The organism is Romboutsia timonensis (genome assembly GCF_900106845.1).
Taxonomy (GTDB): Bacteria; Bacillota; Clostridia; order Peptostreptococcales; family Peptostreptococcaceae; genus Romboutsia; species Romboutsia timonensis.
Genome location: NZ_LT629850.1, coordinates 330898 through 356424, shown reverse-complemented (window position 1 = coordinate 356424; position 25527 = coordinate 330898). Strand labels below are relative to the sequence as shown.

The 25527-nt window shown below is 27.8% G+C and carries 25 protein-coding genes and 2 other annotated features; all 25 genes read right to left on the bottom strand.

All coding sequences use genetic code 11. The features are described 5' to 3' along the window. Window positions 1–93: 93 nt before the first annotated feature. Window positions 94–307 (bottom strand) — a binding site (T-box leader). Between the two features lie 211 nt (window positions 308–518). After that, the gene (locus tag BN7997_RS04285) at window positions 519–2219 is read right to left on the bottom strand and encodes an AbgT family transporter (protein WP_071119633.1); all 1701 of its coding nucleotides are present in this window, start codon (window positions 2217–2219) and stop codon (window positions 519–521) included. Window positions 2220–2484: 265 nt separating this feature from the next. Continuing rightward, window positions 2485–5592, bottom strand: a complete 3108-nt coding sequence (gene ileS / locus BN7997_RS04280) for an isoleucine--tRNA ligase (protein WP_071119632.1) — start codon at window positions 5590–5592, stop codon at window positions 2485–2487. Between the two features lie 113 nt (window positions 5593–5705). Further along, window positions 5706–5939, bottom strand: a binding site (T-box leader). 74 nt (window positions 5940–6013) lie between these two features. Then, window positions 6014–6538, bottom strand: a complete 525-nt coding sequence (locus BN7997_RS04275) for a DivIVA domain-containing protein (protein ID WP_071119631.1) — start codon at window positions 6536–6538, stop codon at window positions 6014–6016. A gap of 11 nt (window positions 6539–6549) precedes the next feature. Continuing rightward, window positions 6550–7335 carry a YlmH family RNA-binding protein gene (locus BN7997_RS04270; RefSeq protein WP_071119630.1) on the bottom strand — a complete coding sequence of 262 codons (786 nt, stop codon included), beginning with the start codon at window positions 7333–7335 and terminating at the stop codon, window positions 6550–6552. 12 nt (window positions 7336–7347) lie between these two features. Next, window positions 7348–7605, bottom strand: a complete 258-nt coding sequence (locus tag BN7997_RS04265; protein WP_071119629.1) for a YggT family protein — start codon at window positions 7603–7605, stop codon at window positions 7348–7350. Between the two features lie 96 nt (window positions 7606–7701). After that, window positions 7702–8157: a cell division protein SepF gene (locus tag BN7997_RS04260; RefSeq protein ID WP_071119628.1), complete on the bottom strand. Its 456-nt coding sequence runs from the start codon at window positions 8155–8157 to the stop codon at window positions 7702–7704. 45 nt (window positions 8158–8202) lie between these two features. Then, complete coding sequence (locus BN7997_RS04255) at window positions 8203–8907, bottom strand: YggS family pyridoxal phosphate-dependent enzyme (RefSeq protein ID WP_071119627.1); 705 nt, start codon at window positions 8905–8907, stop codon at window positions 8203–8205. Window position 8908: 1 nt separating this feature from the next. Beyond that, a complete protein-coding gene (locus BN7997_RS04250; RefSeq protein ID WP_071119626.1) occupies window positions 8909–10018 on the bottom strand; it encodes a biotin/lipoyl attachment domain-containing protein in 1110 nt (369 codons plus the stop codon). A 355-nt stretch (window positions 10019–10373) separates the two neighbouring features. Next, entirely contained in the window at window positions 10374–11849 is a 1476-nt protein-coding gene (gene spoIVA, locus BN7997_RS04245) for a stage IV sporulation protein A (RefSeq protein ID WP_083335007.1), read from the bottom strand. Between the two features lie 281 nt (window positions 11850–12130). Beyond that, window positions 12131–13153 carry an NAD(P)H-dependent glycerol-3-phosphate dehydrogenase gene (locus BN7997_RS04240; RefSeq protein ID WP_071119624.1) on the bottom strand — a complete coding sequence of 341 codons (1023 nt, stop codon included), beginning with the start codon at window positions 13151–13153 and terminating at the stop codon, window positions 12131–12133. A gap of 28 nt (window positions 13154–13181) precedes the next feature. Beyond that, complete coding sequence (gene plsY, locus BN7997_RS04235) at window positions 13182–13787, bottom strand: glycerol-3-phosphate 1-O-acyltransferase PlsY (RefSeq protein ID WP_071119623.1); 606 nt, start codon at window positions 13785–13787, stop codon at window positions 13182–13184. 22 nt (window positions 13788–13809) lie between these two features. Continuing rightward, window positions 13810–15135, bottom strand: a complete 1326-nt coding sequence (gene der / locus BN7997_RS04230) for a ribosome biogenesis GTPase Der (protein WP_071119622.1) — start codon at window positions 15133–15135, stop codon at window positions 13810–13812. A gap of 14 nt (window positions 15136–15149) precedes the next feature. Then, window positions 15150–16478, bottom strand: coding sequence for a DUF512 domain-containing protein (locus BN7997_RS04225; RefSeq protein WP_071119621.1), 1329 nt, complete (start codon window positions 16476–16478; stop codon window positions 15150–15152). A gap of 158 nt (window positions 16479–16636) precedes the next feature. Next, window positions 16637–16837 carry a capping complex subunit for YIEGIA gene (locus BN7997_RS04220; protein ID WP_083335006.1) on the bottom strand — a complete coding sequence of 67 codons (201 nt, stop codon included), beginning with the start codon at window positions 16835–16837 and terminating at the stop codon, window positions 16637–16639. Window positions 16838–16839: 2 nt separating this feature from the next. Beyond that, entirely contained in the window at window positions 16840–17772 is a 933-nt protein-coding gene (locus BN7997_RS04215) for a YIEGIA domain-containing protein (protein WP_071119620.1), read from the bottom strand. A gap of 13 nt (window positions 17773–17785) precedes the next feature. Beyond that, complete coding sequence (locus BN7997_RS04210; protein WP_071119619.1) at window positions 17786–18718, bottom strand: YIEGIA domain-containing protein; 933 nt, start codon at window positions 18716–18718, stop codon at window positions 17786–17788. Between the two features lie 84 nt (window positions 18719–18802). Next, complete coding sequence (locus tag BN7997_RS04205) at window positions 18803–20086, bottom strand: HAMP domain-containing sensor histidine kinase (RefSeq protein ID WP_071119618.1); 1284 nt, start codon at window positions 20084–20086, stop codon at window positions 18803–18805. Window positions 20087–20104: 18 nt separating this feature from the next. Then, window positions 20105–20794 (bottom strand): winged helix-turn-helix domain-containing protein, encoded by a 690-nt coding sequence (locus BN7997_RS04200; RefSeq protein ID WP_071119617.1) that lies wholly within the window; start codon window positions 20792–20794, stop codon window positions 20105–20107. A 16-nt stretch (window positions 20795–20810) separates the two neighbouring features. Continuing rightward, on the bottom strand, window positions 20811–21521 hold the full coding sequence (pgeF, locus tag BN7997_RS04195) for a peptidoglycan editing factor PgeF (protein WP_071119616.1): 711 nt from the start codon (window positions 21519–21521) through the stop codon (window positions 20811–20813). A gap of 1 nt (window position 21522) precedes the next feature. Further along, on the bottom strand, window positions 21523–21981 hold the full coding sequence (gene nrdR / locus BN7997_RS04190) for a transcriptional regulator NrdR (protein ID WP_071119615.1): 459 nt from the start codon (window positions 21979–21981) through the stop codon (window positions 21523–21525). 19 nt (window positions 21982–22000) lie between these two features. Beyond that, window positions 22001–22264: a YlmC/YmxH family sporulation protein gene (locus BN7997_RS04185; protein WP_071119614.1), complete on the bottom strand. Its 264-nt coding sequence runs from the start codon at window positions 22262–22264 to the stop codon at window positions 22001–22003. An 85-nt stretch (window positions 22265–22349) separates the two neighbouring features. Further along, window positions 22350–24023, bottom strand: coding sequence for a bifunctional diguanylate cyclase/phosphohydrolase (locus BN7997_RS04180; protein ID WP_071119613.1), 1674 nt, complete (start codon window positions 24021–24023; stop codon window positions 22350–22352). Between the two features lie 72 nt (window positions 24024–24095). Then, window positions 24096–24215: an AgrD family cyclic lactone autoinducer peptide gene (locus BN7997_RS15035; RefSeq protein WP_083335005.1), complete on the bottom strand. Its 120-nt coding sequence runs from the start codon at window positions 24213–24215 to the stop codon at window positions 24096–24098. A gap of 73 nt (window positions 24216–24288) precedes the next feature. Next, window positions 24289–24939, bottom strand: coding sequence for an accessory gene regulator ArgB-like protein (locus BN7997_RS04175; protein WP_071119612.1), 651 nt, complete (start codon window positions 24937–24939; stop codon window positions 24289–24291). Between the two features lie 2 nt (window positions 24940–24941). Then, window positions 24942–25415: a hypothetical protein gene (locus BN7997_RS04170; protein ID WP_071119611.1), complete on the bottom strand. Its 474-nt coding sequence runs from the start codon at window positions 25413–25415 to the stop codon at window positions 24942–24944. Window positions 25416–25527 lie beyond the last annotated feature (112 nt).

The window sequence follows — 25527 nt, the reverse complement described above, 5'->3', positions numbered from 1 at the left end:
TTTATATTTGTCATTTGTTTTAATATAATTTTATAAAATTTTCAATTTATATTTTAGTTAATATTAATTGAAATAAAAAAACGTCCTATAAAAATATAGGACGGATTATTCCGCGGTACCACCTAAATTATATACAATTTAATGTATATCACTTAATTCTGCTATAACGTGCAGACACGTCTTGGCTACTATATTTCACCTAACTCCTTCAAGGTCCATTCACTAAATTCTTTATGTTAAGTTCTCAGCACTCTTAACTCTCTGTATTAAAGTTTGTTTAGTTACTAATCCTTTTCACTGGATTTAATTATTAATTTATATTATTTATATTATGTTCCATTTTATATTTTGTCAACCATACTTATAAATATATTTTAAATTTAATTTTTTACAAAAATAAAGCACGAGACTAATTTACTAATCTCGTGCCGAATAATTATATTCGCAATTTTTATATACAATTTATATAATATATATTCTAAATTATATAAATATAATTTTTTATTTATCAATATTAATTATATAAAGAATGTTGTCCCAGGACCTATTGGGAATCCTAATAATGCCCAAATTATAGCAAATGCAGTCCATCCAAATAAGAACGCCATAGATATTGGCATCATTGTTGATATTAAGTTACCAACACCAAATTCTTTTTTATATTTTTGACCAAATACTACTATAACTCCTAAATAGCTCATAAGTGGAGATATTACATTTGTAGCTGAATCTCCTATACGATATATTAACTGAACACCTGCTGGTGTAAATCCTGCAACCATTAATATTGGTACAAATATTGGTGCAAGTAAGCCCCATTTAGAAGATGCTCCACCCATAAATAGATTAACAAATGCTGTTAAAAATATAAATGCAACCATTAGTACTATAGTCATAAACATATTACCTTGTGGTATCATTTCAACTAATTTAGCTCCCATTGATGCTATTAATATACCTATGTGAGAATCATTAAAATAATTTAAGAACTGTGCAACAAAGTATAATATAACTATTATAGGTGCCATATCTGCCATAGCTTTAACCATTGCTGGAACTACATCTGCAGGTTTAGCAAATTTACCTGACTTAAATCCATAAACTAATCCACTAGCAGCAAATATAACGAACATTATCATCATTACTATGTCACCTTGGAAGAATATAGAATTTAAGAATCCATCTACTTCTACTAATGCTGGTAATCCTTCAGCATTAGTTCCCCATAAAGGTACATTAGTTGATAAATCTCCTAATAAGAATATCTTATTTCCATTATCTAAAGGTAAAGCTGCTAATACTATAAGTCCTAATACTACTAACATTACTTTATTAGTAAATTTAAAAGCTTTTATTTCCTTTTCAGTTTCATTGTGATTTTGATCTATGCTAGCTTCACTTTTATTGTATTTACCTAATCTTGGTTCTACAAACTTATCTATAACTAGAGTACCTAATAACATTATAACTGCAGTAGATGCCATCATAAAGAACCAGTTACTAGTTACTGATAGACTTCCTGCTAAATTAGTTCCTGCAAGTGCATCCCCAGTTTCAGCAGATGCTTGCGTAAATGGTAATAATAATGCATCAGTTGAGCTTACAAAAAGATTTGCACTAAATCCTCCCGAAACTCCAGCAAATCCTGCTGCAAGACCTGCAAGTGGATGTCTACCTAAGGTATAATACATTAAAGCTGCAAGTGGTATAAGAACAACATACCCTGCATCTGATGCTAGATTTGACATAACTCCTAAGAAAATAACAACTGGTGTAACAAGTTTTACTGGTGTTGCTTTAACTACACTTTTCATTGCTATCGATAAGTATCCACTATGTTCCATAAGACCTATAGCTAACATTATTATAAGTATAGAACCTATAGCTTTCATATCCATAAAGTTATTTATAGCTGTTCCTATTATGTAAGAAAGACCATTTGAATATCTTTCTGATACAGTAGCACCACTAGCTCCAACTTTTAAAACTTCTATTGGTTCTTGACCTAGTAAGTTATTTATTGGGAAATCCCCCAGTGTTGTATGTGCTACAACCCCTAAACTACCTAATACTGCTGATGCTAATAATACAAATATAGAAATGTATATAAACATTAACACTGGATGCGGTAATTTATTTCCAAGCATTTCAATCTTATCCATAAATCCTTGGATTTTAGATTTTTTTTGTTTCGACTGTGACTTTACTCCTACGTCCATATATTGCCTCCTAATATCTATTAAATTTTCCCTTTGTATATATTTTATCATATTTTGATAGTATTTTAACATACTTTCTAAAACTTCTTAATTTATTATTAAATTTGCTTTAATTTATTAATTCTTTAAATTAATTTTATGTAAATTAATATATATTTATATAACTGTATTTTCTAACTTATCCTAGCTATTAAAAAGCTATATAATTCCCTTAAAGGTAAAAAATAAAACACCTTATGGAAATTTCCATAAGGTGTTTATAAAATTATTTTCTAGTAACCTTTATGCCAGTCATATGGTCATTTAAATTGTGTTTTTCTAAAGATTCATCATCTACTCTATTTATTTCTAAAGCTAAAGTTTCTGATTTTATATAATCTTTAAAGTTTTCTACAGCTTGAGCTATTTCATCATCACCGCAGAAATCTATATCGATATTATCTAATACATCAAAGTTACTTGCTTTTCTTATTTGTTGTATTTTAGATATAAATTCTCTTGCATATCCTTCTTCTATTAACTCTGTAGTTAATGTAGTATCTAATATAACGAATAAGTTATTTTCCATAGATACATTAAATCCTTCTTTAGCAGATATATTTACTAATACATGATCTTTGTTAAATTCAAAGTTTTCTCCATCTATATCTACAGTTAAAGTTTCTCCTGCTTCAAGCTTTGGAGCAACTTCATTAGAATTTAATTTATTTAAAGCTCCAGCAAAGAATTTCATCTTAGCACCAAGTACAGGTCCTAATACTTTGAAGTTCGGCTTTAAGCTAAAGTTCATATATTCACCTAAATCTTTAGCAAATACAACTTCCTTAACGTTAAGTTCTTCTTTTATAAGATCTACTACATCACTTATAGTATCTTTAAATTTACCATCTACTAATACTTTTTGTATTGGTTGACGTACTTTTATTCTTGTAGCTTCTCTAGATGCTCTACCTAAAGTAACTAAGTTTTTAACTAAATCCATTTTTTCTTCTAATTCTGGATTTATTAATTCTAAGTTAGCTTTTGGATAATTACTTAAATGTACAGATACTTCACCAGTTAAGTTTCTGTATATTTCTTCTGATATATAAGGAGCAAATGGAGCTATAAGTTGGCAAAGCTCTGTTAATATTTCATAAGTTGTGTTGTAAACTGATTTCTTATCTTCTGTTAATTCAGTAGCCCAGAATCTTCTTCTTGAACGTCTTATATACCAGTTAGATAAGTCTTCATTTATGAAATCTTGTATCATTCTTACCGTTTTATTTAATTCAAATATTTCTAAGTTTTCTTCAACTTCTTTCTTTAAGTTGTTAAACTTAGATAATATCCATCTATCTAATTCCGGTCTATTTTTGTAATCAACGAAGAAATCTTTAGGATTTACTTCATCTGTATTTGCGTATAACGTAAAGAAGTTATATACGTTTTTCATAGTTCCTAAGAACTTACTTTGAACTTCTTTTAATCCATCAACATCAAATCTTGTTGGAGTCCATGGTGGAGATACGTATAATAAGTACCATCTTAAAGCATCTGCTCCATATTGGTCAAATAACTCAAATGGGTTAACAGTATTTCCTCTAGACTTACTCATTTTCTTACCTTCTTTATCAAGTACAAGGTCATTAACTAAAACTCTCTTATATGGAGCTTTACCCATAACGAATGTAGATATAGCAAGTAATGAGTAGAACCATCCTCTAGTTTGATCTATTCCTTCACATATAAAGTCTGCTGGGAATAATTCTTCAAAGTTTTCTTTATTTTCAAATGGGTAGTGGTGTTGTGCAAATGGCATAGATCCACTATCGAACCAACAGTCTATAACTTCTGTTACTCTTGTCATTGGCTTTCCACAGCAATCACATTTTAAGTGTATATCATCAACATATGGTCTATGAAGTTCTACAGTTTCTGGATTTACATCTTCTATAGCCTTCTCTGCAAGTTCTGCCCTAGAACCAACTGATTGCTTATGACCACATTCACACTTCCATATATTAAGTGGAGTTCCCCAATATCTACTTCTAGATATAGCCCAGTCATTTAAGTTTTCTAACCAGTTACCAAATCTACCTTCACCAACGAAGTTTGGATACCATTCAACAGTGTTATTGTTAGCTATTAATTGGTCTTTTAATCTAGTCATTTCTATATACCAGCTTGGCTTAGCATAGTATACAAGTGGAGTTTGACATCTCCAGCAGTGTGGGTAGTTATGAGCTACTTTTTCTTTAGAGAATAATTTATTTTCATGAGCTAACCATTTTATTATCTCAACGTCTACGCCTTCCTCCATAACGAATTTACCTTCCCATGGAGTTGCTGTAAATTTACCACTTTCATCAACTGGTTGTAAAACTGGTAAGTTATATTTTCTACCTAAGTTATAGTCATCTTCACCAAATGCTGGTGCAGTATGAACTATACCTGTACCATCTTCAGTTGTAACATAATCACCACAAGTTACAAAGAATGCTTTTTCTTCAGTTGTAACGAAAGGCATTAATTGTTCATACTCAACATGTTCTAAATCTTTACCTTTCATTTCAGCTAATACTTCATAGTCTTCACCTAATACTTTGTTAGCTAAGGCTTTAGCAACATAGTATACTTCATCATTTTGCTTAACTTTTACATAATCAACTTCTGGACCTACTGTTAATGCAACGTTTGATGGTAAAGTCCAAGGAGTAGTTGTCCATGCTAAGAAATACTCATCTGCATCAACTCTCTTGAATTTAGCTATTACTGTATTATTTTTAACTTCTTTATATCCTTGAGCAACTTCGTGTGAAGCTAGTCCTGTCCCACATCTTGGGCAGTATGGAAGTATCTTATGACCTTCATAGATATATCCTTCTTTATTAAACTTATCTAGTATCCACCATACAGATTCTATATAGTTATTATCTAGAGTTATGTATGGATTATCTAAATCTATTTCATAAGCCATTCTTTCAGTCATTTCTCTCCATTGCTTTTCAAAAGAGAATACTGAATCTCTACATTTTTCATTAAACTTATCGATTCCATAAGCTTCTATTTGTTGCTTATCTGATAATCCTAATTCTTTCTCTACTTGTATTTCTACTGGTAAACCATGAGTATCCCATCCAGCTTTTCTTTTTACTTGATACCCGTTCATAGTTTTATATCTACAAACAGAATCCTTTAAAGTTCTAGCTATAACATGGTGTATTCCAGGATTTCCGTTTGCAGTTGGAGGTCCTTCATAAAATACGAAACTTGGATCATTTTTACCTTTTTCTAAAGTTTTCTCAAGTATATTTACTTCATTCCAATACTTAGAAACTTCTGCTTCTGCTTGTTTTACAGAACTGTCTACTAATGACTTAAATTTAGACATAAAATCACCCTTTCTAAAGTTTATATTTATAATTTTTATCTAATCTTAATAAGCTTAAACAAGATGTTTTAATAAATAACACTATTTTGAATATAAAAAAACTCGTTCCCTAAAAAAGGGACGAGTATTAATCGCGTTACCACCCTAATTTAATATATACTAAAATTTAAATTAATATATATTACACTCTATAGTTTAACGGCATTAACCGGCACAGCTTAATAAACAAATGTCTTTCAGCCTGCAGCTTAGGAGTGATATTCAACTTTATAAATTTATTGGCTCTCAGCTTATGCCAACTCTCTGTAAAATTATCTAAAGTCTACTGTCTCCATCATTGCTTTTAAAATAGTATTTTATTTTATAATAAAAAATTTTATAATAATTTTTCTGAATAGTCAATGTTTTTTTGAATAATCTTTTAGTCTAAACTAGAAATTGCAGCTTCATTTTGTAAGTTATACATCATAGTATTTTCGAATCCACTAGGATTTTCATCTACATTATAGAATATTTCATCTATACTTTTTATTTCATCTTCTAGTAACGATTTAAATTTATTTCTAAATACTTTAAATTCCTTAACCATTAAATCGTATTCTTTTCTTATCTCTATAACACTATTATTAGCTTGTTCTATAACTTGTCTCGCTTTTAAATCTGCTTCTTCAACTATAATTCTAGCTTTTTTATTAGCCGCATTGCAAGTATCTTCTGCAGCTCTTTGAGCAGTTATTAAAGTAGCATTCAATGTTTCTTCTATATTCTCATATTTATTAATTTGGTCTTGATATAACCTTACCTTTTCCTTTAACTCTGCATTTTCTCTATATAGTTGTTCATAGTCTTCTTTTACTAAGTCTAAGAATTCATCTACTTCCTCTTCTTTATAACCCCTTAATACTTTTTTAAATTCTTTATTTTCTATTTCTATTGGAGCTATCATCTATTTCCCTCCTATACTATTAACTTCGCTTGAACTTTTATTCTGCCTTTTTTTGTAATCTCTCCTACATTGATGATAATTGACCTACCCTTGCCTCTTACAGATATTAATGAATTATCTTCAACTTCTTTAGACGGCGAAGTTATTTTTTCATAGTTTACATGGACTCTTTCACCATTTATGTACTTTAAGCTATCTTGTCTTGATATATTATAAAGTCCACTTATTATACAATCTAACCTTTGTGATGAAACTGTAAAAGATATATCTTTGTAGTTTGGTGAATTTGGTATAATATCATCTCTAGAAATTTTTTTAACAATAACTTTATTCCTAGATACTTTATTTAAGTTTATAGTTAAAAAATCACATATACCACTAGTTACTACAACTTGGCAAAAATTGTCATGTATTATTATATCTCCTATTTTTTCTCTTACTATACCTAAGTTAAGTATCGCACCTAGATAGTCTTTATGAGATATCTCTTTAAATTTAAAGTTTCCCTCTACTTGAACTATCTCTAGAGGACATTCTATATCCTCATATTCCATATAGTATGGATATATAAATATAACTTTTCTTTCTGCATTGTCATACCCTCCATCCACACTATATTTAATATCATTAAATGAATTTAAAATAGCTATTGCATTTTTTATTTCATAGGGATTTAAAAAATCAGTACATTTTACATCATAATGTTTTAAGCAACTATTAGCTTTGTCTATTACTTTAAACATTTTATTTTTTAAATCTATGTCTTTTATATGATTAGTAAGTTTTATTTTATCCATATAATAATTGCCTTAAATAAATACTCTCAATGCTACATTTTTTAATAGCATAAGTGCAAGTATAGCTACCATTGGAGAAAAATCCACTGGTCCATTTGTATACTTATACATCACTGATCTTATTGGTGCTTCTATAGGCTCTGTTATTGTTGATAATACATCATAAAATTTTCCACCGCCACTTGGTAACCATGTCATAAAACTTTTAATAACTATAATCCATGATAATATATCAAATAAATAATATAGCGCTATTCCTATTGTGCTCATATTATCACTCCTTTATTTTTATATAGGTATTTTAAAATATAACTTTTAAGTTTGAATTATCTTTTTAATATAGTACTTATAGTACTTAATCAAATACTATTTACTTTGCCAAGGGAAAAGTGTTTTACTTTCTAATTCTTTTTTTATACTAGAATCTATATCTACATTATTAGGTGCTAGTATAAAGATTCCCTTAGAAACTTTTTGTATTCCACCATCTAAAACGTATACTGCTCCATTCATAAACTCAAATATTGATTTACGAATCCCTGGATCATTTAAGTTTTCTAAATTAACTATAACTGCCTTTTTTTGTTTTAAATGATCTGCTATAGTAGTAACTTCCTCATATTTTTTAGGTTCTACTATAACAACTTTCATTGGGCTTGCTGTATGCAAGTTAACAATTTTAGCCGTTTTAGTATTTGGTATTGATGTAAATTGTTCTACTTCCTCTTCATCTTCTTGCTCATATTCTTCTTCTACACCATCAAAATCTTCTTCCTCTTCAGTTATCCAGTTTTTAAATTTATTGAATATTCCTTCTCCCATTATTAACATCCTCCTACTCATTTATTCTTTAGTTTATTATTTAATTTATTGATTATTATAATTTCTTTCACCAAATATTGATGTTCCTACTCTAACAATAGTGGAACCTTCCTCTACTGCTATTTTATAATCATTACTCATTCCCATTGATAAGTATTTCATAGACACATTAGGTATATTTAATTTATCTATATCTAGTGATAAATTTTTAAGACTTCTAAATACTTCTCTTACTTCATCTTCATTTTCAGTAAATGGTGCCATAGTCATAAGTCCTTTTATTCTAATATTAGTGTACTTATTTGAAATATTTGTGATAAAGTCTATAACATCTTCTTCATATAATCCATGTTTACTATCTTCTTTAGATATGTTTACTTGAACTAGACAATCAATAATTCTATCTATTTTCTCAGCTCTTTTTTGAATTTCTTCACACAGAGATTCTCTATCTAAAGAGTGTATCATGTGCACCTTATCTATTATATACTTAACTTTATTAGTTTGAAGGCTTCCAATTAAATGCCATTTAACTTTATCTCCAATAATATCATATTTTCTTGCTAATTCTTGTGGCTTATTCTCTCCCACATCTGCAACTCCATATTCTATGGCTTCTAATATTTTATCAACATCTACTGTTTTAGTAACTGCTATTAAAGTTATATCTTCACTACTTCTTTTAGCATTATTAGCAGATTCTTTTATATTAAATTTTATTGATTCAAGATTTTCTCTAATTGCACTCACTTTACCACCTACTTATTTTTATATTTTTATTTATACTGTTCGGCTTTAGAATGATTTCATCATGTATGTCAATTGTTTTTATACCTTCTTTTTGATTCTTGTAATAGTCTATAAATATAACTTCATCATCTTCATATTGTATAGTTTTTAATTCAACAAAGTCTACTTTTCTAGTCTCTTGATTTAATACATATACACCCTTTTGATTGTTTACTTCTTCTATAGATTGTTTCGGAACTTTCAAACCGTCTATTTGCTTATATATTATATCAAATTCTTTTACTCTTGTATCATAAATTTCTACATTTTGATTACTTATTTTAAATATAACTACATTATTATCTCCATTTCTGTATATTTCTTCCACATTTCCTTGTACATTATCACTATCAAATACTATTTCAACCTTTTGATTATCTTCAAAAATATCATTTTCAGTAAGTATAGCTATATATGAATAGTCACTTTGTATTACTCTAGCTATTACTTCTGATTCTTTTATAAATGTATTCTCAATATCTAGTTTTTTATAATTATTTTCTACATCTTCTATATCCTTAGCTGTTAAATTTTCTAATTTATCTAATGTATATATATCCTCATATCCATCATACTTAGTGGATACTACACCTGATGTTGGCATACTTAAATAATTTACATTTTTATTATTTTCATAATTAAGAACTGCTCTTTGTTCTTTTTTAGTTTTAATCTTAATATCTATTAACTCTTTACTTAAATTAGATTTACTATTTGAATATTCAGCCTCTAAATCTTCAATTTCTTTATTCAACTGAATTATTTTATTTTTATTTTTATTTTCTTCTAAGCTTTTACTATTGTTATATATAGCTGCTAGTGCATCACCTTTTTTTAACTTTTCTCCATCCTTAGCCATATTTTTTATATTTCCACTTTGATTTGATTTTATTAAATATTCATCTCTTATAACTAATCCTTTTGCTCTTACCTTTAGCTCTATAGTTTCACTTTCTATTACCAAAGTCTCAATATTATTTCCTATTATATTTATAGTAATTTGAAGTAGTATATAAGCAAATATTATAATAATAAATAATCTAGAGTACTTTATTTTTCTTATTTTTCTCAAGGCTAACTCTCCCCAATCCCTTTCATTAAAACTTTTATACTATTTCTTCAAATAATATTGAATTTCCTTTTAATTAAATTTTCAAAAACACTACATAGTTTAACTATTTTCTACTAATTTAATTTTTGTTTTTCTTTAATATATATTAAAATATTTAGTTTTTATATTTATTAATCTAATATTAGATTTTCGTGTAAATAAAAAAACTCACTTTGCTCAAAATATCTATTTAATACTTCTAAAGTTATTAATCCCTCTTCTATTTTTTAATTATTAAGATAAATTTCCATATTATAGTTTACTTCTACGTTAAAAAGGCTAAATAATTATATTTAGCCTTTTTAACGTAGAAGTTTTATAATAATATAGTTATTATATTCATACTTCCTTCATTTATTATTTTTTGTAATGTTTTTTGTATTTTAACTCTTATTTCTTCTGGCATAGTATACAGCTTACTTTGTAATTGCTCTTTAACTAAATCATTTAATGATTTTCCAAACATATTTGATGCCCATAATTCACTAGGATTTTCTTCAAACGTATCTAGTAAATATTTAATCATCTCCTCACCTTGAGTTTGATTTCCAACTATAGGAGATACTTCTGTTGATATATCAGCTTTTATTATATGAAGTGAAGGTGCATTTGCTCTTAATTTTATTCCATATTGTTTACCTTGCTTTATTATTTCTGGCTCTTCTAAGCTAAGTTCATCTAATGAAGGTGCTACAACTCCATATCCCTTAGTTTTAGCATCATATAAAGCGCTTTCTATTTTATCATATTCATTTTTAACTCTTGATAATTTAGTTACAAGGTTTAATAATTGATGATCTCCATCTATTTTAAATCCACTTTTTTCTTCTAATACATTATAGAATAAATCTTGTTTAGCTGTTAAATCAATGCTTATAACACCTTCTCCAAGTTCTACATTTTCTACTTCTGTATCTTCTAAGAATTCTAGCTCTGAGAATCCTTTAACTATACTATCTACATCTCTTAATTTGCCTATTTCTGCTATACTTTGTTTTAATGTAAAGATTATATTATTTTTAATCCAGTGATTTCTCTCTAATCCTTCTACCCATTTAGGTAAGTTGATTCTTATTTCATTTAATGGGAAGTCATAAAGTACAGTTTCCATTACATTTTCTATATCTTCTTCATCCATAGCTAAAACATTTAAAGGAACTATAGGTACATCATATTTTTCCTCTAACTCTGATCTTAATAATTCTGTAGACTCGCTATATGGATCTAATGTGTTTAAAACAACTGCAAATGGCTTATTTAAAGATTTTAACTCATTTATTACTCTTTCTTCAGCTGAAAGATAATTCTTTCTATCTATACCTGTTACAGATCCATCAGTTAAAACTACTATACCTAATGTTGAGTGATCTCTTATAACTTTTTTAGTTCCTATTTCTGCTGCTTTTTCAAAAGTCATTGCTTCTTGTGACCAAGGAGTTGACACTAATCTTTGTTTTCCTTCTTCCTCATGTCCTAAAGCTCCATCTACTATGTACCCTACGCAATCAACCATTCTAACCTTTAAAGATACTGTATCTTTTATTTTTATTTCTACTCCATCAGCTGGAACAAACTTTGGTTCCACAGTCATTATAGTCTTACCTGATCCACTTTGTGGTATTTCATCTTGTGTTCTTTCTCTCTTAAATTCATTTTCTATATTTGGTAACACAAGATTCTCCATAAATTTTCTTATAAAAGTAGATTTACCTGTTCTAACAGGGCCAACTACTCCTATGTATATATCTCCTTGAGTTCTTTTTGCTATATCTTCATATATGTTATTCATCAAGTTCCCCTCCTGCATATAGTTTCTTAATAGATTATATTTTCACAGTGGGACTATTATTCCAAATTTAAATTTCTTTTTAAAAAATTCATTTTAAATTAATAGATAATTTAAAATCCCTAATATATAAATAAAAAATTCGCTTCGCTCATGTCGCCAACGACTTCGTCCGTTACTCAAAATCTTTTTTACGCTCAAAACCAATTTATTGATATTACTTACATTAAGAAGTTATCAACATTTTTTTAAGCATTATAATATTCTTAAGCGTAAAAAAGCTAGGATTAAAATCCTAGCTTTTCACTTACTATTTCTTCCATTTCATGAGTTTTATTTCTCATCATTAAGTCTATTACCACTTCATTAGGGTTTAAATTACTATGTAGTATAGAGTATATTGCACTTGTTATAGGCATATCTACATTTAATTTTTTAGAAACCTCATAAGCTACTTCTGTAGCAGTTATTCCTTCTACTACCATTTTCACCTCTTCTAAAGTTTCTTCTAAGCTCTTTCCTTGTCCTATTAAAATCCCTGCTCTTCTATTTCTACTATGCATACTAGTACAAGTTACAATTAAGTCACCTATTCCTGATAGCCCAGAAAAAGTAGAAGCATCTGCTCCCATAGCAACCCCTAATCTACTTATCTCTCTAATTCCACGAGTCATAAGAGCTGCTTTTGAATTGTCTCCAAGACCTAATCCATCACATATACCTGCTCCAAAAGCTATTATATTTTTTAATGCTCCTCCAAGTTCCACTCCAACTATATCTGGATTTGTATAAACCCTAAACTTAGGTCCCATAAATATATCTTGAACTCTTCGAGCCACTTCTAAATTAGTAGATGCTACAACTACTGTAGTAGGTATATCTCTCGCAACTTCTTCTGCATGAGATGGTCCTGATAAAGTTACATATGGATTATTCGGAAGCTCTTCCTCTACTACTTCTGATAATCTAAGACCCGTACCTTTTTCTAAACCTTTTGCTACATCAACTATTATCTGTTCATCTTTTATAAATGGCTTTATTTGATTACATACACTTCTTATAGCTTGTGATGGAACTGCTAAAACTATAATTATACTATTTAATACAGCTTCTTCTAAAGAAGTTGTAACAGTCATATTATTTGGAAATAATACACCTGGTAAATAATCTATATTTTCTTTAGTTTTATTTATTCTTTTAGCCTGTTCTTCGTTAAGTGTCCACATGCTAACTTCATAGCCTTTTTTAGCCAAAGTTAATCCTAATGCACTTCCCCAACTTCCAGTTCCTAATACACATACTTTTTCCATATTAAACACCACCTAACAGTATTTAAAATTATTTTTTTTCACCTAATTTTCTTTCTGTTCCACTTAGTAATCTTTTTATATTCTCTCTATGAGTATATATTACTGATACAGTTAAGAATAATGTAGCTATTAACCCTTTACTATTTTTAGTAAATATCATCATTATAGGAGACATAGATATACCAACTATAGCTCCTAAAGATACATATTTAGTAATTGCTACTATAACTAAAAATATTCCAAAACATGATAATGCTAAAACAGGATTTATAGCTATCATAGAACCTAAAGAAGTTGCTACACCTTTTCCACCTCTAAATCCTAAAAATGCTGGCCAGTTATGTCCACATACAACACCCACTACAGCTAAATATCCTGCTGTAGCTATATCAACCCCTGATATTGTAGCTATTAACTTTGCTATAAGAACTGCTATAACACCTTTTAATAAGTCACCTATAAAAGTCATTGCACCAGCTTTTTTACCTAAAGTTCTAAGTACATTTGTAGATCCCGCATTTCCAGATCCCTGAGTTCTTATATCTACATCCATCATTTTTTTAGCTATTATATATGAAGTAGATATATTACCTAAAAGATAAGCAATTATGACAATCAATATATAACTAAGCATATTTATTCCCCCTTAGTTAAATTTATTTTTTATTTTTTTCTCTATATTCAAATTGTACTGGTGTACCCTCAAATCCAAAGTTTTCTCTTATTTTATTTTCAAGATATCTTTGATATGAGAAGTGAGTTAAGTTCTTATCATTTATAAATAAAGTAAACTTAGGTGGTTTAACTCCAGTTTGTGATCCATAGTAAATCTTTAGTCTCTTACCTTTATCTGATGGTGGTTGGTTTAACATTACCGCTTCACCTATTACATCATTTAATGCAGAAGTCGATACTCTCTTAGCATGTTCACTTGCTACATATTCAACTGTTTCTAATATTTTATTCATTCTTTGATTAGTTTTTGCTGAAACAAATATTACTGGTGCATACATCATGAATGGGAATTTTTCTTTAACTTCTTTAGTATAATTTCCTAAAGTTTTGTTGTCTTTTTCTATTAAGTCCCACTTGTTTATTACAAATACACAAGCTTTACCTTCATCATGAGCTATTCCTGCAACCTTTGTATCTTGTTCTGTTATTCCTTCTTTTGCATCTATTACTATTAATACTACATCTGCTCTATCTACTGCAGCCATAGATCTTATTACACTGTACTTTTCTACTGTTTCATATATTTTACTTTTTCTTCTAAGACCTGCTGTATCTATAAGAAGGAACTTTTGTCCATTTTTTTCTACATAAGTATCAACAGCATCTCTTGTTGTCCCTGCAATAGGACTTACTATAACTCTCTCTTCACCTAATATATTGTTAAGTATAGAACTTTTACCAGCATTAGGCTTACCTGTTATAGCAACTCTTATTATATCTTCGTCATACTCAGTATTTAATCCTTCTGGGAAATTTTGAACAACTTCATCTAATAAGTCTCCAAGACCCATACTATTAGCACTTGATATTGCAAATGGAACTCCAAGTCCTAATTCATAAAAATCATATACATTGTCAAATTGACTTTGACTATCTATTTTATTTACTACAAGTATAACTGGTTTTTTAGTCTTTCTAAGAATTTGAGCAACCTCTCTATCTGCTGCTGTTAATCCTGATTTTCCATCAACCACGAAAAGTATTATATGAGCCATATCCATAGCAAGCATAGCTTGATTTCTCATATGAGATAATATTATATCTCCATTATCTGGCTCTATACCTCCTGTATCTATTAATGTAAAGTAATGATTTAACCACTCTACCTCTGTAAATATTCTATCTCTAGTTACTCCAGGAGTATCTTCTACTATAGATATTCTTTTTCCTGCTAATTTATTAAATAATGTTGATTTTCCAACATTCGGTCTTCCTACTACCGCAACTACTGGTCTATTATCACTCATAATAATCTCCTTTCTTATTTCAAAATTTTATCTATAAAGTCTTTACCTTCATTTAAACAAGGTACAACTTCAAGTCCCATGATGTCGCTTAAATTTTCTAAAGTTATATTATCTAAAAATATTTCTTCATCAGCTTTTAGCATACTTCTTGGTATATATAAAGTCTCACCTAAATTTTTATCCTTTAGTTGATCTATTATATCTGTTGCTGTTACAAGACCTGAAACAGTTATTGTATCTCCAAAGAAATTATTTATTATTTTATAAACATCTATCTGCACATTAGGGCATTTTTCCATTATACATTTTGCCATTTCACACATAAATTCATATGCTGAATGCCCTGTAGCAATAGATACTTTCTTTATTTTAGATTTATGGTCTTCTGATAAGTTTTCTAAGTAGTCTTTTATTTCTCTTTCAAATTTACTTATCATACCTACTCCATTTTCAAATTGTATAAATCCTTCATATTCATCATAGTCTAATAGCTTTCTATTTGCCATTATATAAAACTCATCTGATAAAAATATAAATCTAGTTCCTAATTCTTTAAGATATTTTTTCTGTAGCTTGTCTACTTGGTCAATAGTTTCGCCTGCTGTTTTTTCATTAAATATCTCTAGATTTGGTAAGTGTTCTCTATGCTTAGTTATTCCAACAGGAACAGCTGCTGCACTATTTACATAAGGATATAATTTAGTTAAATCTGATACCGTTCTTTCTAATTCTTCCTTATCATTGTATCCAGGACATAAAACAATCTGACAATTCATTTGAATTTGTGCTTCTGCTAATCTTTCCATTATACTATATAAGTTACCTGCAAATTTATTCTTTATCATAGTTTTTCTAAGTTCAGGATTTGTTGTATGAACTGATATATTTATAGGACTTATTCTGTATTTTATTATATTATTTATATCCTCTTCGCTCATATTAGTAAGAGTTACAAAGTTCCCTTGTAAAAATGAAAGTCTTGAGTCGTCATCTTTAAAATAAAGAGTTTCTCTCATTCCTTTAGGCAATTGATCTATAAAGCAAAATACACATTTATTTCTACAACTTTTAGCTTTATCTATTATTGGATTAGTAAATTCAATACCTAAATCATCATCATAATCCTTTTCAATCTCATATATGTACACTTCTCTATTTTGCTTTTGTATTTCTACTTCTAAGTATTCATCACTTAATAAGAATCTATATTCTATTATATCATGTATAGGTTCCCCATTTATAGAAATAAGTAAATCACCAACCTCTATTCCTAACTCATCTGCGATACTATCTTTATATACTTTACTTATTACATTATTTGTATTTTTTACATTTACTTCCATATATAATCACCACTTTTCTTTTTATATTAATTTAATTTTTATAACTTAAATAAGTTATAAGCATTATATCCGTTTCTTTAAACATCATATTATAATAACATGTTTTATTAAATCAAGTCAATATTTGTCAGATTATAAAAGGTACCATATGGTACCTTTTAATGCTTAACTATAATTAAAGTTTCCTTAGTAATAGCGTGAACCATTCCACCAACACTTTTTGCCATTAGCATAGCTTTATTTTGCAAATCTTTATTATCATTTGCATAAATTATAGGACACCCTCCAACTGGTTTCATATTTTTGTCAGTTGTAATTATACCCAGAGTATAATCAGTTATACCTATATTCATTCCCATACCTATACACTTCCCTTCTTGTCTATTTTATAATTTTTTAATGATACATTTTTACCCTTTGCACTAGATAAAATAGGACATGATTTAACTGCATCTATCAATTTATTTATATCTTTATCTACTGGAACAACAGCTATCATAAGACTTCCATTATTCAGATTCATTCTCGGTAACGGATAAAAAGCAGGTTCATCTTCTTCTCTTAAAATTCCTATTCTAGAGTATATATTATATATAATAGCTTGACGTTGACCTGGATCATATATAGTTCCTACATTAGCATAACTTTTATCCTTTGGTATTATTTCTATTCCTAACCCCTGAGATAAATATTTTTCTCTATCTACCTCTAACCCTATATTAGTTATACCTTTTAATTCTCCTATTTGCATAATGCATTCATCTACAAAACTAATTTTAGAAGGCACTACATCTGCTATATCACCAATACTCTGTCTTGTAAGTAATTTTTTAAGTATAAATGCTAAAACTAATCCACATATAGAGCTAATTATAATTGACGTAGTATCTCCTAATTTGAACTCGCTTGATATTATATAATAAATCCCTACTGTAAGAAATGACGTTACTATACAAGTATAATTTCTAACTTCATATGTTCTAGCTATTTCTTCTATAAAAGCATTTCCTCTTTGTATCAATTGTACATCTTCTAAATTTTGTAGGGTATCCCTTCTATTATCTCTCACTTGCCTAAATTGTTGTGCTGCTAAAGATAAGAAAGTAATAGATGTATATGAACGCTCTATAAGCGCTGGTACTAATAGAGAGCCTAAAGCTGATGCAACAAATGCTAAAACTAATTGCGATAGCAAAATATTTGGTTCAGTTGGATATTGCTTTTGATCTAAATGTAACATTATAAGTCTCGATAATATCCCAATAATAATTCCTATAAAAAATATCTTGTCCATTTTCTCACCCCTCTTATAATTTTTCACCACTATAGGCACTTTGTTTTCCCTTAGATACTTCTAATATAGGTGTACTTTTCACTACTTTTATTAATTCATCAATATCTTTAACAAGAGGTAAATATGGAATAACTACTGTATTTTTATCTAAATTTATTTTCGTTGTAGCTAATAAATCCTTTTCATCTATATCCTTATTTATCCCAAAGTGAATAAATAAGTTATGAAGCACTGCTTGTCTCTGTCCCAAGTCACTAACAACCCCATAAGCCTTCATATTTTTAGGTATAATCTCTATTGCAATACCTTCTTTTAAATATTTACTTCTAGTATCCTCTAAACCTATATTTTCTATAAATACATCATTAACTTTAAGTATTGGACCATCGAAATTAATCTTAGCCTCTACTACATCAGCTATATCTCCTATACTACTTCTTCTTAAATATCTTTTAAAAATAAATCCTACTATAACTCCACCTATTGCAGCTAAAATGGTACATGGTAAAAAGCCAAACTTATAAGCTCTAGCGCAATATATATATACCACTGAAGCAACTAATGATGAAAATAGACTTATATAACTTCTACTTTCATATGTAGATGATATTTCTTCTATATATGCTGCTCCTTTAGGCACCACCTCTCCATTATCTATATTTTCTATTGTAATCCTTTCTTCTTGCGATAAACCTTGAAATTGTTGTATTGCTACAGCAAAAAATGTTAATGCTGAAAATTCTTTATCTATAAGAGCAGGAAATGCTATTGCACCAAGAGATGCTGATAATCCAGATATTATTATCTGCTCTAAGTAGTCTTGAGGTCTAGATGGATACTGTTTATCAGTCACCCGTAATACTAATCCTCTGCACAGTACTCCTATAAGTAAAGCTACTATAAATGCACGCCTAAACAAGTCATCTGCTATAAGACTTTCCTTCATCTGTATCAACTCCTTTTATTTCTACCTTACTAACATAAAACTGTAATTAAAGTTAGTTTGCACAAAAACAAAAAAAAATTTCCTCTATTTAAGGAAATTTTTCTTTGGTATAGTAATAATAAATTCACTACCTTGTCCTAATTCACTTTTTACATTTATAGTTCCATCTAAATTCTTTACTATATGTTTAGTTATAGCAAGACCTAGACCAGTCCCGCCTACCTCTCTGCTTCTAGCTTTATCCACTCTATAAAATCTTTCAAATATTCTTTTTATATCTTCTTTAGGTATACCTATTCCATTATCGCCTACTTTGATTACTAAGTTATTTTTATCATAATAAACTTCTACATATACATCCTTATTTTCTGGTGTATATTTAATGGCATTATCAATTAAATTTAAAAATATTTGTTTTACATAATCTCGATTAGATAATATTGATATATTTTGATCACTAAACTTATAGCTTACATTTATATTCTTAGATTTAGCAAAGTAATGCGTCATTTCGTATACTTCCATAAAAACTTCATATATATTCACTAATTCTATAGATTTAGTTTCTTTCTTTTCTATAAATGATAGTAATAATATATCATCTATAAGTCTTTTTAGCCTATCAGATTCACTTTCAATTATTCCTAAAAACCTATTTCTAGTTTCTATATCTATATTTTCATTTAACTTTAAGGTTTCTACAAATCCGCTTATAGATGTAAGAGGGGTTTTTAGTTCATGACTTACATTAGCAACAAAGTCAGTCCTCATATTTTCTAATTTAACTTTTTCAGTTATATCTTTAATATTTATAATTGAACCAATTATTATATTATCCATATCTTGCAAATATATAGGATCTAGGTTTATACTATACACTATTTCATCATCAGTTGTAAGTTCTATATATTTACTTTCTTTAGATCCTTTAAATAAAGCAATTTCTTTTAGTAGACTTAATTCATTTATTATAAGATTTATATTTTTCCCCTCTATAATCTCATATTTATCGCACTTTAATATTCTTTTAGCTTCCTCATTTATAAGCATTATATTACCATCAATATCAACAGCTAAAATTCCATGAGATATGCTTTTTAGTATAGATGTCATTTGAAGATGATTATATTCTACTTCCTCGATTTTGCTATTCATTATATCTATCATGTCATTAAAGTTTTTGCTTAATTCTCCAAGTTCTCCTCTTGCATCTATATTTAGCCTAGAGTGAAATTCTCTATTACTTATTTGTTTAGATATTTCTATAAATACTTTTAGATAATTTCTAAGTCTTATATTGTATCTAATACATATTATCGATACTGTAGATGCCATTAGCGTTATAAAAATTAATACAACATTATCCATAAAGGTGTCTCCTAACTTTTAATCTATCTTATACCCTACTCCTCTAATAGTTTGTATATATTTTTCTGATGAATTATCCCCTTCTATTTTTTTTCTTAAATATCTAATATGGACATCTACTGTTCTGGTTTCTCCATAATAATCATATCCCCATATTTTATCTAAAAGATAATTTCTTGAAAGTACCTTACCTTTATTTTCAAGCAATAGCTTTAATAATTCAAATTCTTTAAGAGTTAAATCAATTTTTTCATTTCCTTTAAAAACTTCATGCTTAAGAAGATTTACATTTAAACTTCCTACAGTTAAAACATTCTCAACATTTTCTTTATTTATATTATATCTTCTAAGAACTGAACTAACTCTAGCTAATAGTTCTTTTATGCTAAATGGCTTTGTTATATAATCATCTGCGCCTAATTCTAACCCTTCTATTTTATCACTTTCCATATTTTTAGCAGTTAGCATTATAACTGGTATATCAGATAGTGATTTATCATTTCTTATTTTCTTTAACATATCTATACCACTTATATTAGGTAACATCCAGTCTAGAAGTACCAAATGTGGTGCATTTTCTTTTATCTTAAGATATCCATCCAGTCCATCATATGCAATATCTACTTCATATCCTGATGTTTCTAGGTTAAATCTAATAAGTTCTACTATATGAATCTCATCATCTATAATAAGGATCTTAGGCTTCATTATAATATATCCTCCTTTATTTTATCTGTAGTATAGTACCTATTCTTTCTGGTGTTTTGTTATGTTTTCTATAAGAGTGAAATTTATCACTATTACAGCTAGTACATAAATTTAGATTTATTATATTCTCATCTTTAACTCCGCATTCCCTTAGTATATGCTCATTAATCTTCCATAAATCTAATTTATATTTATCTTCTTCTATTGTATAAAATTTTTCTGTACTATTTGTAAAATTCATGTTAAATTTTTCAACTAAATCTTTAGATACCTCATAACAACAAGGACCAATAGATGGACCTATAACACAGACTAAATCATTAGGATTTGTATTATAATTATCTACCATTTTTTCTATAGTTTTTTTAGCTATTGCATCATAAGTTCCTCTCCATCCAGCATGGGCTAGTCCTATAGCTTTGTTCTTTTTATCAATTATAGCGATAGGTACACAATCAGCTGTAAATATCAGCAAAGGTGTATTAGGTATATTTGTTATTAATGCATCTCCCTCTTTTTTTTGTCCTATATTACTTTCATCTATTTTATTAACTATATCTGAGTGTATTTGGATATTACTAGTTAAATTTTCTATATTGAAATTTCCATCTTTACAAACTACTTCCATATCTTCTCTAGATTTTGAATTTACATTGCTAAGTGTTATAGCTAAATTAACAAAATCTATCTTTTCATCTATTTGTTGTATTGTTATATAGTTGTTCATCTTAGTCTTCTCTCTCCATAAGTATATTTTTTAATTCTGTTACGAAAGTATTTATATCTTTAAATTGTCTATAAACAGATGCGAATCTTACATATGCCACTTCATCTACATCTTTTAATTTATCCATTACCATTTCTCCAATTTTTTCAGTTTCTATTTCTGAAATATAGTGCTTGTTTATTTCATTTTCAATAAACGCTACTATTTCTTCAATTTGTTCAATTGATACAGGTCTCTTTTCACAAGATTTTAATATACCATATTTTATTTTGTCTCCGTCAAAGTACTCTCTGGTATTATCTTTTTTTATTACCATAATAGGTGTTGTTTCTATTTTTTCATAAGTTGTAAATCTTTTCTTACATGCCTCACACTCTCTTCTTCTTCTTATAGATTTTGAATCCGTATGTCTAGAATCTATTACCTTACATTCTTTATGATTACAATAAGGGCATTGCATCTTTAGTCCTCCTTTGTAGCTATATATTAAATTCGTCTAAATTAAACTCTGATCCTATATTTACTATTATAGTATCACATCCTATTTTTAGTATATCATTCCAAGATATTGCCTCTTCTTCATATCCTCTAGAAAAAAAAGCACGTCCACTATCTCCAGATATAGAAAATGATATTACTTTTCCTTCATTAATATCCATATCTATATCTGTTATAAATCCCATCCTTTTTCCATTTTTTACATTTATTATTTCCTTTTCCATTATATCAGATACTCTTATCATATTATATCTCCTCTCAATAAAAAATATATTTATAAAAATAATTATGAACTTGGGCAAAAAAAAATGACCTATATTGGTCATCTTTTTAAAATTTATCTTTATATTTATCAAGCATATCTATGAATTTTTCAACTAAATCTGGATCAAACTGTGTACCCGCATTATCCCTTAACTCTTTAATTCCTTCTTCCTGAGTTTTTACTTTATTGTAAGGTCTATTAGACGTCATAGCATCAAAGCTATCTGCTATTGTAAGTATCCTCGATAAATAAGGTATCTCTGTTCTTTTTAGACCACTTGGATATCCTTTACCATCATACCTTTCATGATGATGTTTTATTATTGGTTTAAATTCATCAAGTTGCTTTATATCTTTTATCAAATCAACACCTGCTTGAGGATGATTAATAAACATCTGTCTCTCTGATTCCGTTAGTTTTTCTTTTTTGTTTAAAACATCATCTGGTATTTCTAACTTACCTATATCGTGAAGATATGCCGACACTTGTAGCCTAATCTTTTCAGCTTTAGTTAAATCTAGATATTCACCAAAGTACTTAGTATATATAACTACTCTTTCTGTATGTGCATACGTATATCTATCTTTTATATTTATCATACTTATAAAAGCTTTTAAAGATCTTACAGTATCTTTATTTATGTCCATATTTTCAGATAAGTCATCTAATACACTACGATATAGTTCAACTCTATTTCTATTAAATGATTTTGCCCTATATAATGCATCATCAGCAGTATTGATTAATTGATGCTTATTTATAGCTTTTTTTGGATATGATGATACACCTATTGATATAGTTATGTTTTTATCTGGCTGATTTTCTTGTCCTTTAAAATATGTATTTTGTATAGATGATCTAATTCGTTCACCTATTTTTACTGCATTATTTTCTGTAGTATTTGGGAGTATGGCTGCAAATTCTTCTCCCCCATATCTTGCTACAACATCAGAACCTCTAATACAAGATTTCATTATTTGACTAATTTCCTTAAGAAGTAAATCTCCAGCTTGATGCCCATTAATATCATTGAAATTTTTAAAGTAATCTATATCCATAAATAGTAATGAAACTTCTTGATTTTTCTTATCTGCATTATCAATAGATTTTTGTAAAAACTCTTGAAAATATCTATGATTATACAGCCCTGTTAATTCATCTATATTAGCTAGATTTTTTAGTTCTTTACTATGTTCTCTTTCTATATCTACATACATACCTAATATAAATGCGGTTACAAATAATGCACTCAATAAAACTAAATCATTTTCAAAATATTGACTTAAAGTTTGTTTATCTAGTCCAACTGATATAAAATCTATAAGCAATATTATAATTGTAGAAATACTAGCAACACCTAAGCTATAATTTCTACCAAATTGTATAGCACTAATTAATACTATAAAAATTCCAAGTAATTTATACCCACTATCTTGTAATCCTGTAGTTATCATTGAAAGTATAAAAACACTTATCATAATCGTCATTTCTATATAATCAGCTATTCTAGAAGGTTTATCTATTCTATCTCTTATATAAAACACTATCCAATAAAAATAAGCTAATACAAAAACTAATATTATACTAAATACAATAAGCATCCATATAATATCTGTAGTTTCTTTCTTGAATTTGTATGTACTTGATATAGCTATCATACTTAGTGCTATATATATAATTTTTAATATTACAATTATCTCAAATACTTGTTTATTTCTTTTCTGTTCAAAACTACTCATATAACTTCACCTAATTAAATATTACCATTAATCAAAAACCATAAGGTTCTGTATGTCCTTATGGTTTTTCTATTATTTTTCTTTTAACGATTTGGGTATTTCTGGTTCAAAAAATACAAGTGCACAATAAGTTGATGCTCCTTTAGCTACACCTAATATTAATTCTGATAAAGTGTTAAATAAAAAATTCATTTTTAAATCTCCCTATCTTGATAAAATATATTTTTAAATAATTTAATAATTATTCTAAAATCATATCAATACTTTATTTATTAAGAAAAGCAAATACTTTATCCAATAAATTTATAGTTTTTGATCCTATATTTGTCAACGATGACATCTGAAAAAATATCCCTAATATAAAAGATGTTATAATACTTTTTACAATACTTATCTTTAAAATATAATATATAATATATAACATTATAAGCAAAATAGTATATATATTAAGTAAAATAAATGCTTTCTTTTTTAACTTTTTTCTAGTTTTTTCATTCTTCAGTGGTTTATTTTTAGAAGAAACTGGACAATTATAGTATATCATGTAATAAGAAAATGCTATTATTATCATTCCTGCAAAAACAATTTTATTTATATCTATATTAATAACTATAAATCTACATAATATCGATAGTATTAATGATAATATAACTCCAATAATTAAACATATTTCTGGTGTACTTGCATGAACACCACCAGTATATCTTTTAAATAATGCACTAGTAATAGTTATTAGTAAGATTTCAATTAACATTCCAGTTATTAATCCTACTAATAATGTAATAATTATACCTATAAAAGTATGCATAATTATAAATAATCCATAATTTAGAATAGCTTTTTCTTCTTCACCTTTATCAAGTTTATTTCCTAGCCTAGTAGATAAATTTAGTGCTATTTTCTCTATCCCACCCATATTTAACCTCTTACTTTAAACTTTAATATATTATCTTTTGCATACTTTAATAATAACACTATTAAAAACATTATTAATAATGACGGAAGTGTTATAATTGCTCCCTGTAAAGTTGTATTATCAGTTAATCTTTCAACTTTTATATTTAAAAATGATATAGATATTAATATATAAATACATTCACTAAGTGCTAATGATATCCATACAAGACAAGTAGATACCATAGATTTTACTATATCATTGTTATCATATCTAAGCAGTATTATACATAGGGATATCATAGACAATATTGAATGAACTCCAAAAGTTATAGGTAGTAACCTTATAATTCCTATTATCATTCCTAAAATTATTCCATCTTTAAATATCCTTTTCTTATCTATATTTATACCTAACAAAACTACTCCAGATAATACTAAAATTAAACTTTCAGGAAAAGTCCTCGTAATTATATAAACTAAAGATGATTCTAACACAAAATTTCCTCCTATTTAATATATATTTATATTATATCATTTCATGTAAAAATTTCCAATTTATAGCTTCATATTTTTATAACTTATCCATATAAAAAACGTTGGTACATAA

Coding starts and splice junctions, on each gene's coding strand:
- BN7997_RS04175 (WP_071119612.1), bottom strand. CDS start 24,939: ATGGGTGGGATAGAGAAAATAGCACTAAATTTATCTACTAGGCTAGGA.
- BN7997_RS04210 (WP_071119619.1), bottom strand. CDS start 18,718: ATGAAGGAAAGTCTTATAGCAGATGACTTGTTTAGGCGTGCATTTATA.
- BN7997_RS15035 (WP_083335005.1), bottom strand. CDS start 24,215: ATGAATTTTTTATTTAACACTTTATCAGAATTAATATTAGGTGTAGCT.
- BN7997_RS04205 (WP_071119618.1), bottom strand. CDS start 20,086: ATGGATAATGTTGTATTAATTTTTATAACGCTAATGGCATCTACAGTA.
- BN7997_RS04225 (WP_071119621.1), bottom strand. CDS start 16,478: ATGGAAGTAAATGTAAAAAATACAAATAATGTAATAAGTAAAGTATAT.
- BN7997_RS04180 (WP_071119613.1), bottom strand. CDS start 24,023: ATGAGTAGTTTTGAACAGAAAAGAAATAAACAAGTATTTGAGATAATT.
- BN7997_RS04220 (WP_083335006.1), bottom strand. CDS start 16,837: ATGGGAATGAATATAGGTATAACTGATTATACTCTGGGTATAATTACA.
- BN7997_RS04215 (WP_071119620.1), bottom strand. CDS start 17,772: ATGGACAAGATATTTTTTATAGGAATTATTATTGGGATATTATCGAGA.
- BN7997_RS04265 (WP_071119629.1), bottom strand. CDS start 7,605: ATGAGCACAATAGGAATAGCGCTATATTATTTATTTGATATATTATCA.
- BN7997_RS04270 (WP_071119630.1), bottom strand. CDS start 7,335: ATGGATAAAATAAAACTTACTAATCATATAAAAGACATAGATTTAAAA.
- BN7997_RS04285 (WP_071119633.1), bottom strand. CDS start 2,219: ATGGACGTAGGAGTAAAGTCACAGTCGAAACAAAAAAAATCTAAAATC.
- plsY (WP_071119623.1), bottom strand. CDS start 13,787: ATGCTTAGTTATATATTGATTGTCATAATTGCTTATCTTTTAGGTAAT.
- BN7997_RS04275 (WP_071119631.1), bottom strand. CDS start 6,538: ATGATAGCTCCAATAGAAATAGAAAATAAAGAATTTAAAAAAGTATTA.
- pgeF (WP_071119616.1), bottom strand. CDS start 21,521: ATGAACAACTATATAACAATACAACAAATAGATGAAAAGATAGATTTT.
- BN7997_RS04240 (WP_071119624.1), bottom strand. CDS start 13,153: ATGGAAAAAGTATGTGTATTAGGAACTGGAAGTTGGGGAAGTGCATTA.
- nrdR (WP_071119615.1), bottom strand. CDS start 21,981: ATGCAATGCCCTTATTGTAATCATAAAGAATGTAAGGTAATAGATTCT.
- BN7997_RS04185 (WP_071119614.1), bottom strand. CDS start 22,264: ATGATAAGAGTATCTGATATAATGGAAAAGGAAATAATAAATGTAAAA.
- ileS (WP_071119632.1), bottom strand. CDS start 5,592: ATGTCTAAATTTAAGTCATTAGTAGACAGTTCTGTAAAACAAGCAGAA.
- der (WP_071119622.1), bottom strand. CDS start 15,135: ATGAGTGATAATAGACCAGTAGTTGCGGTAGTAGGAAGACCGAATGTT.
- BN7997_RS04260 (WP_071119628.1), bottom strand. CDS start 8,157: ATGGGAGAAGGAATATTCAATAAATTTAAAAACTGGATAACTGAAGAG.
- BN7997_RS04200 (WP_071119617.1), bottom strand. CDS start 20,794: ATGAAGCCTAAGATCCTTATTATAGATGATGAGATTCATATAGTAGAA.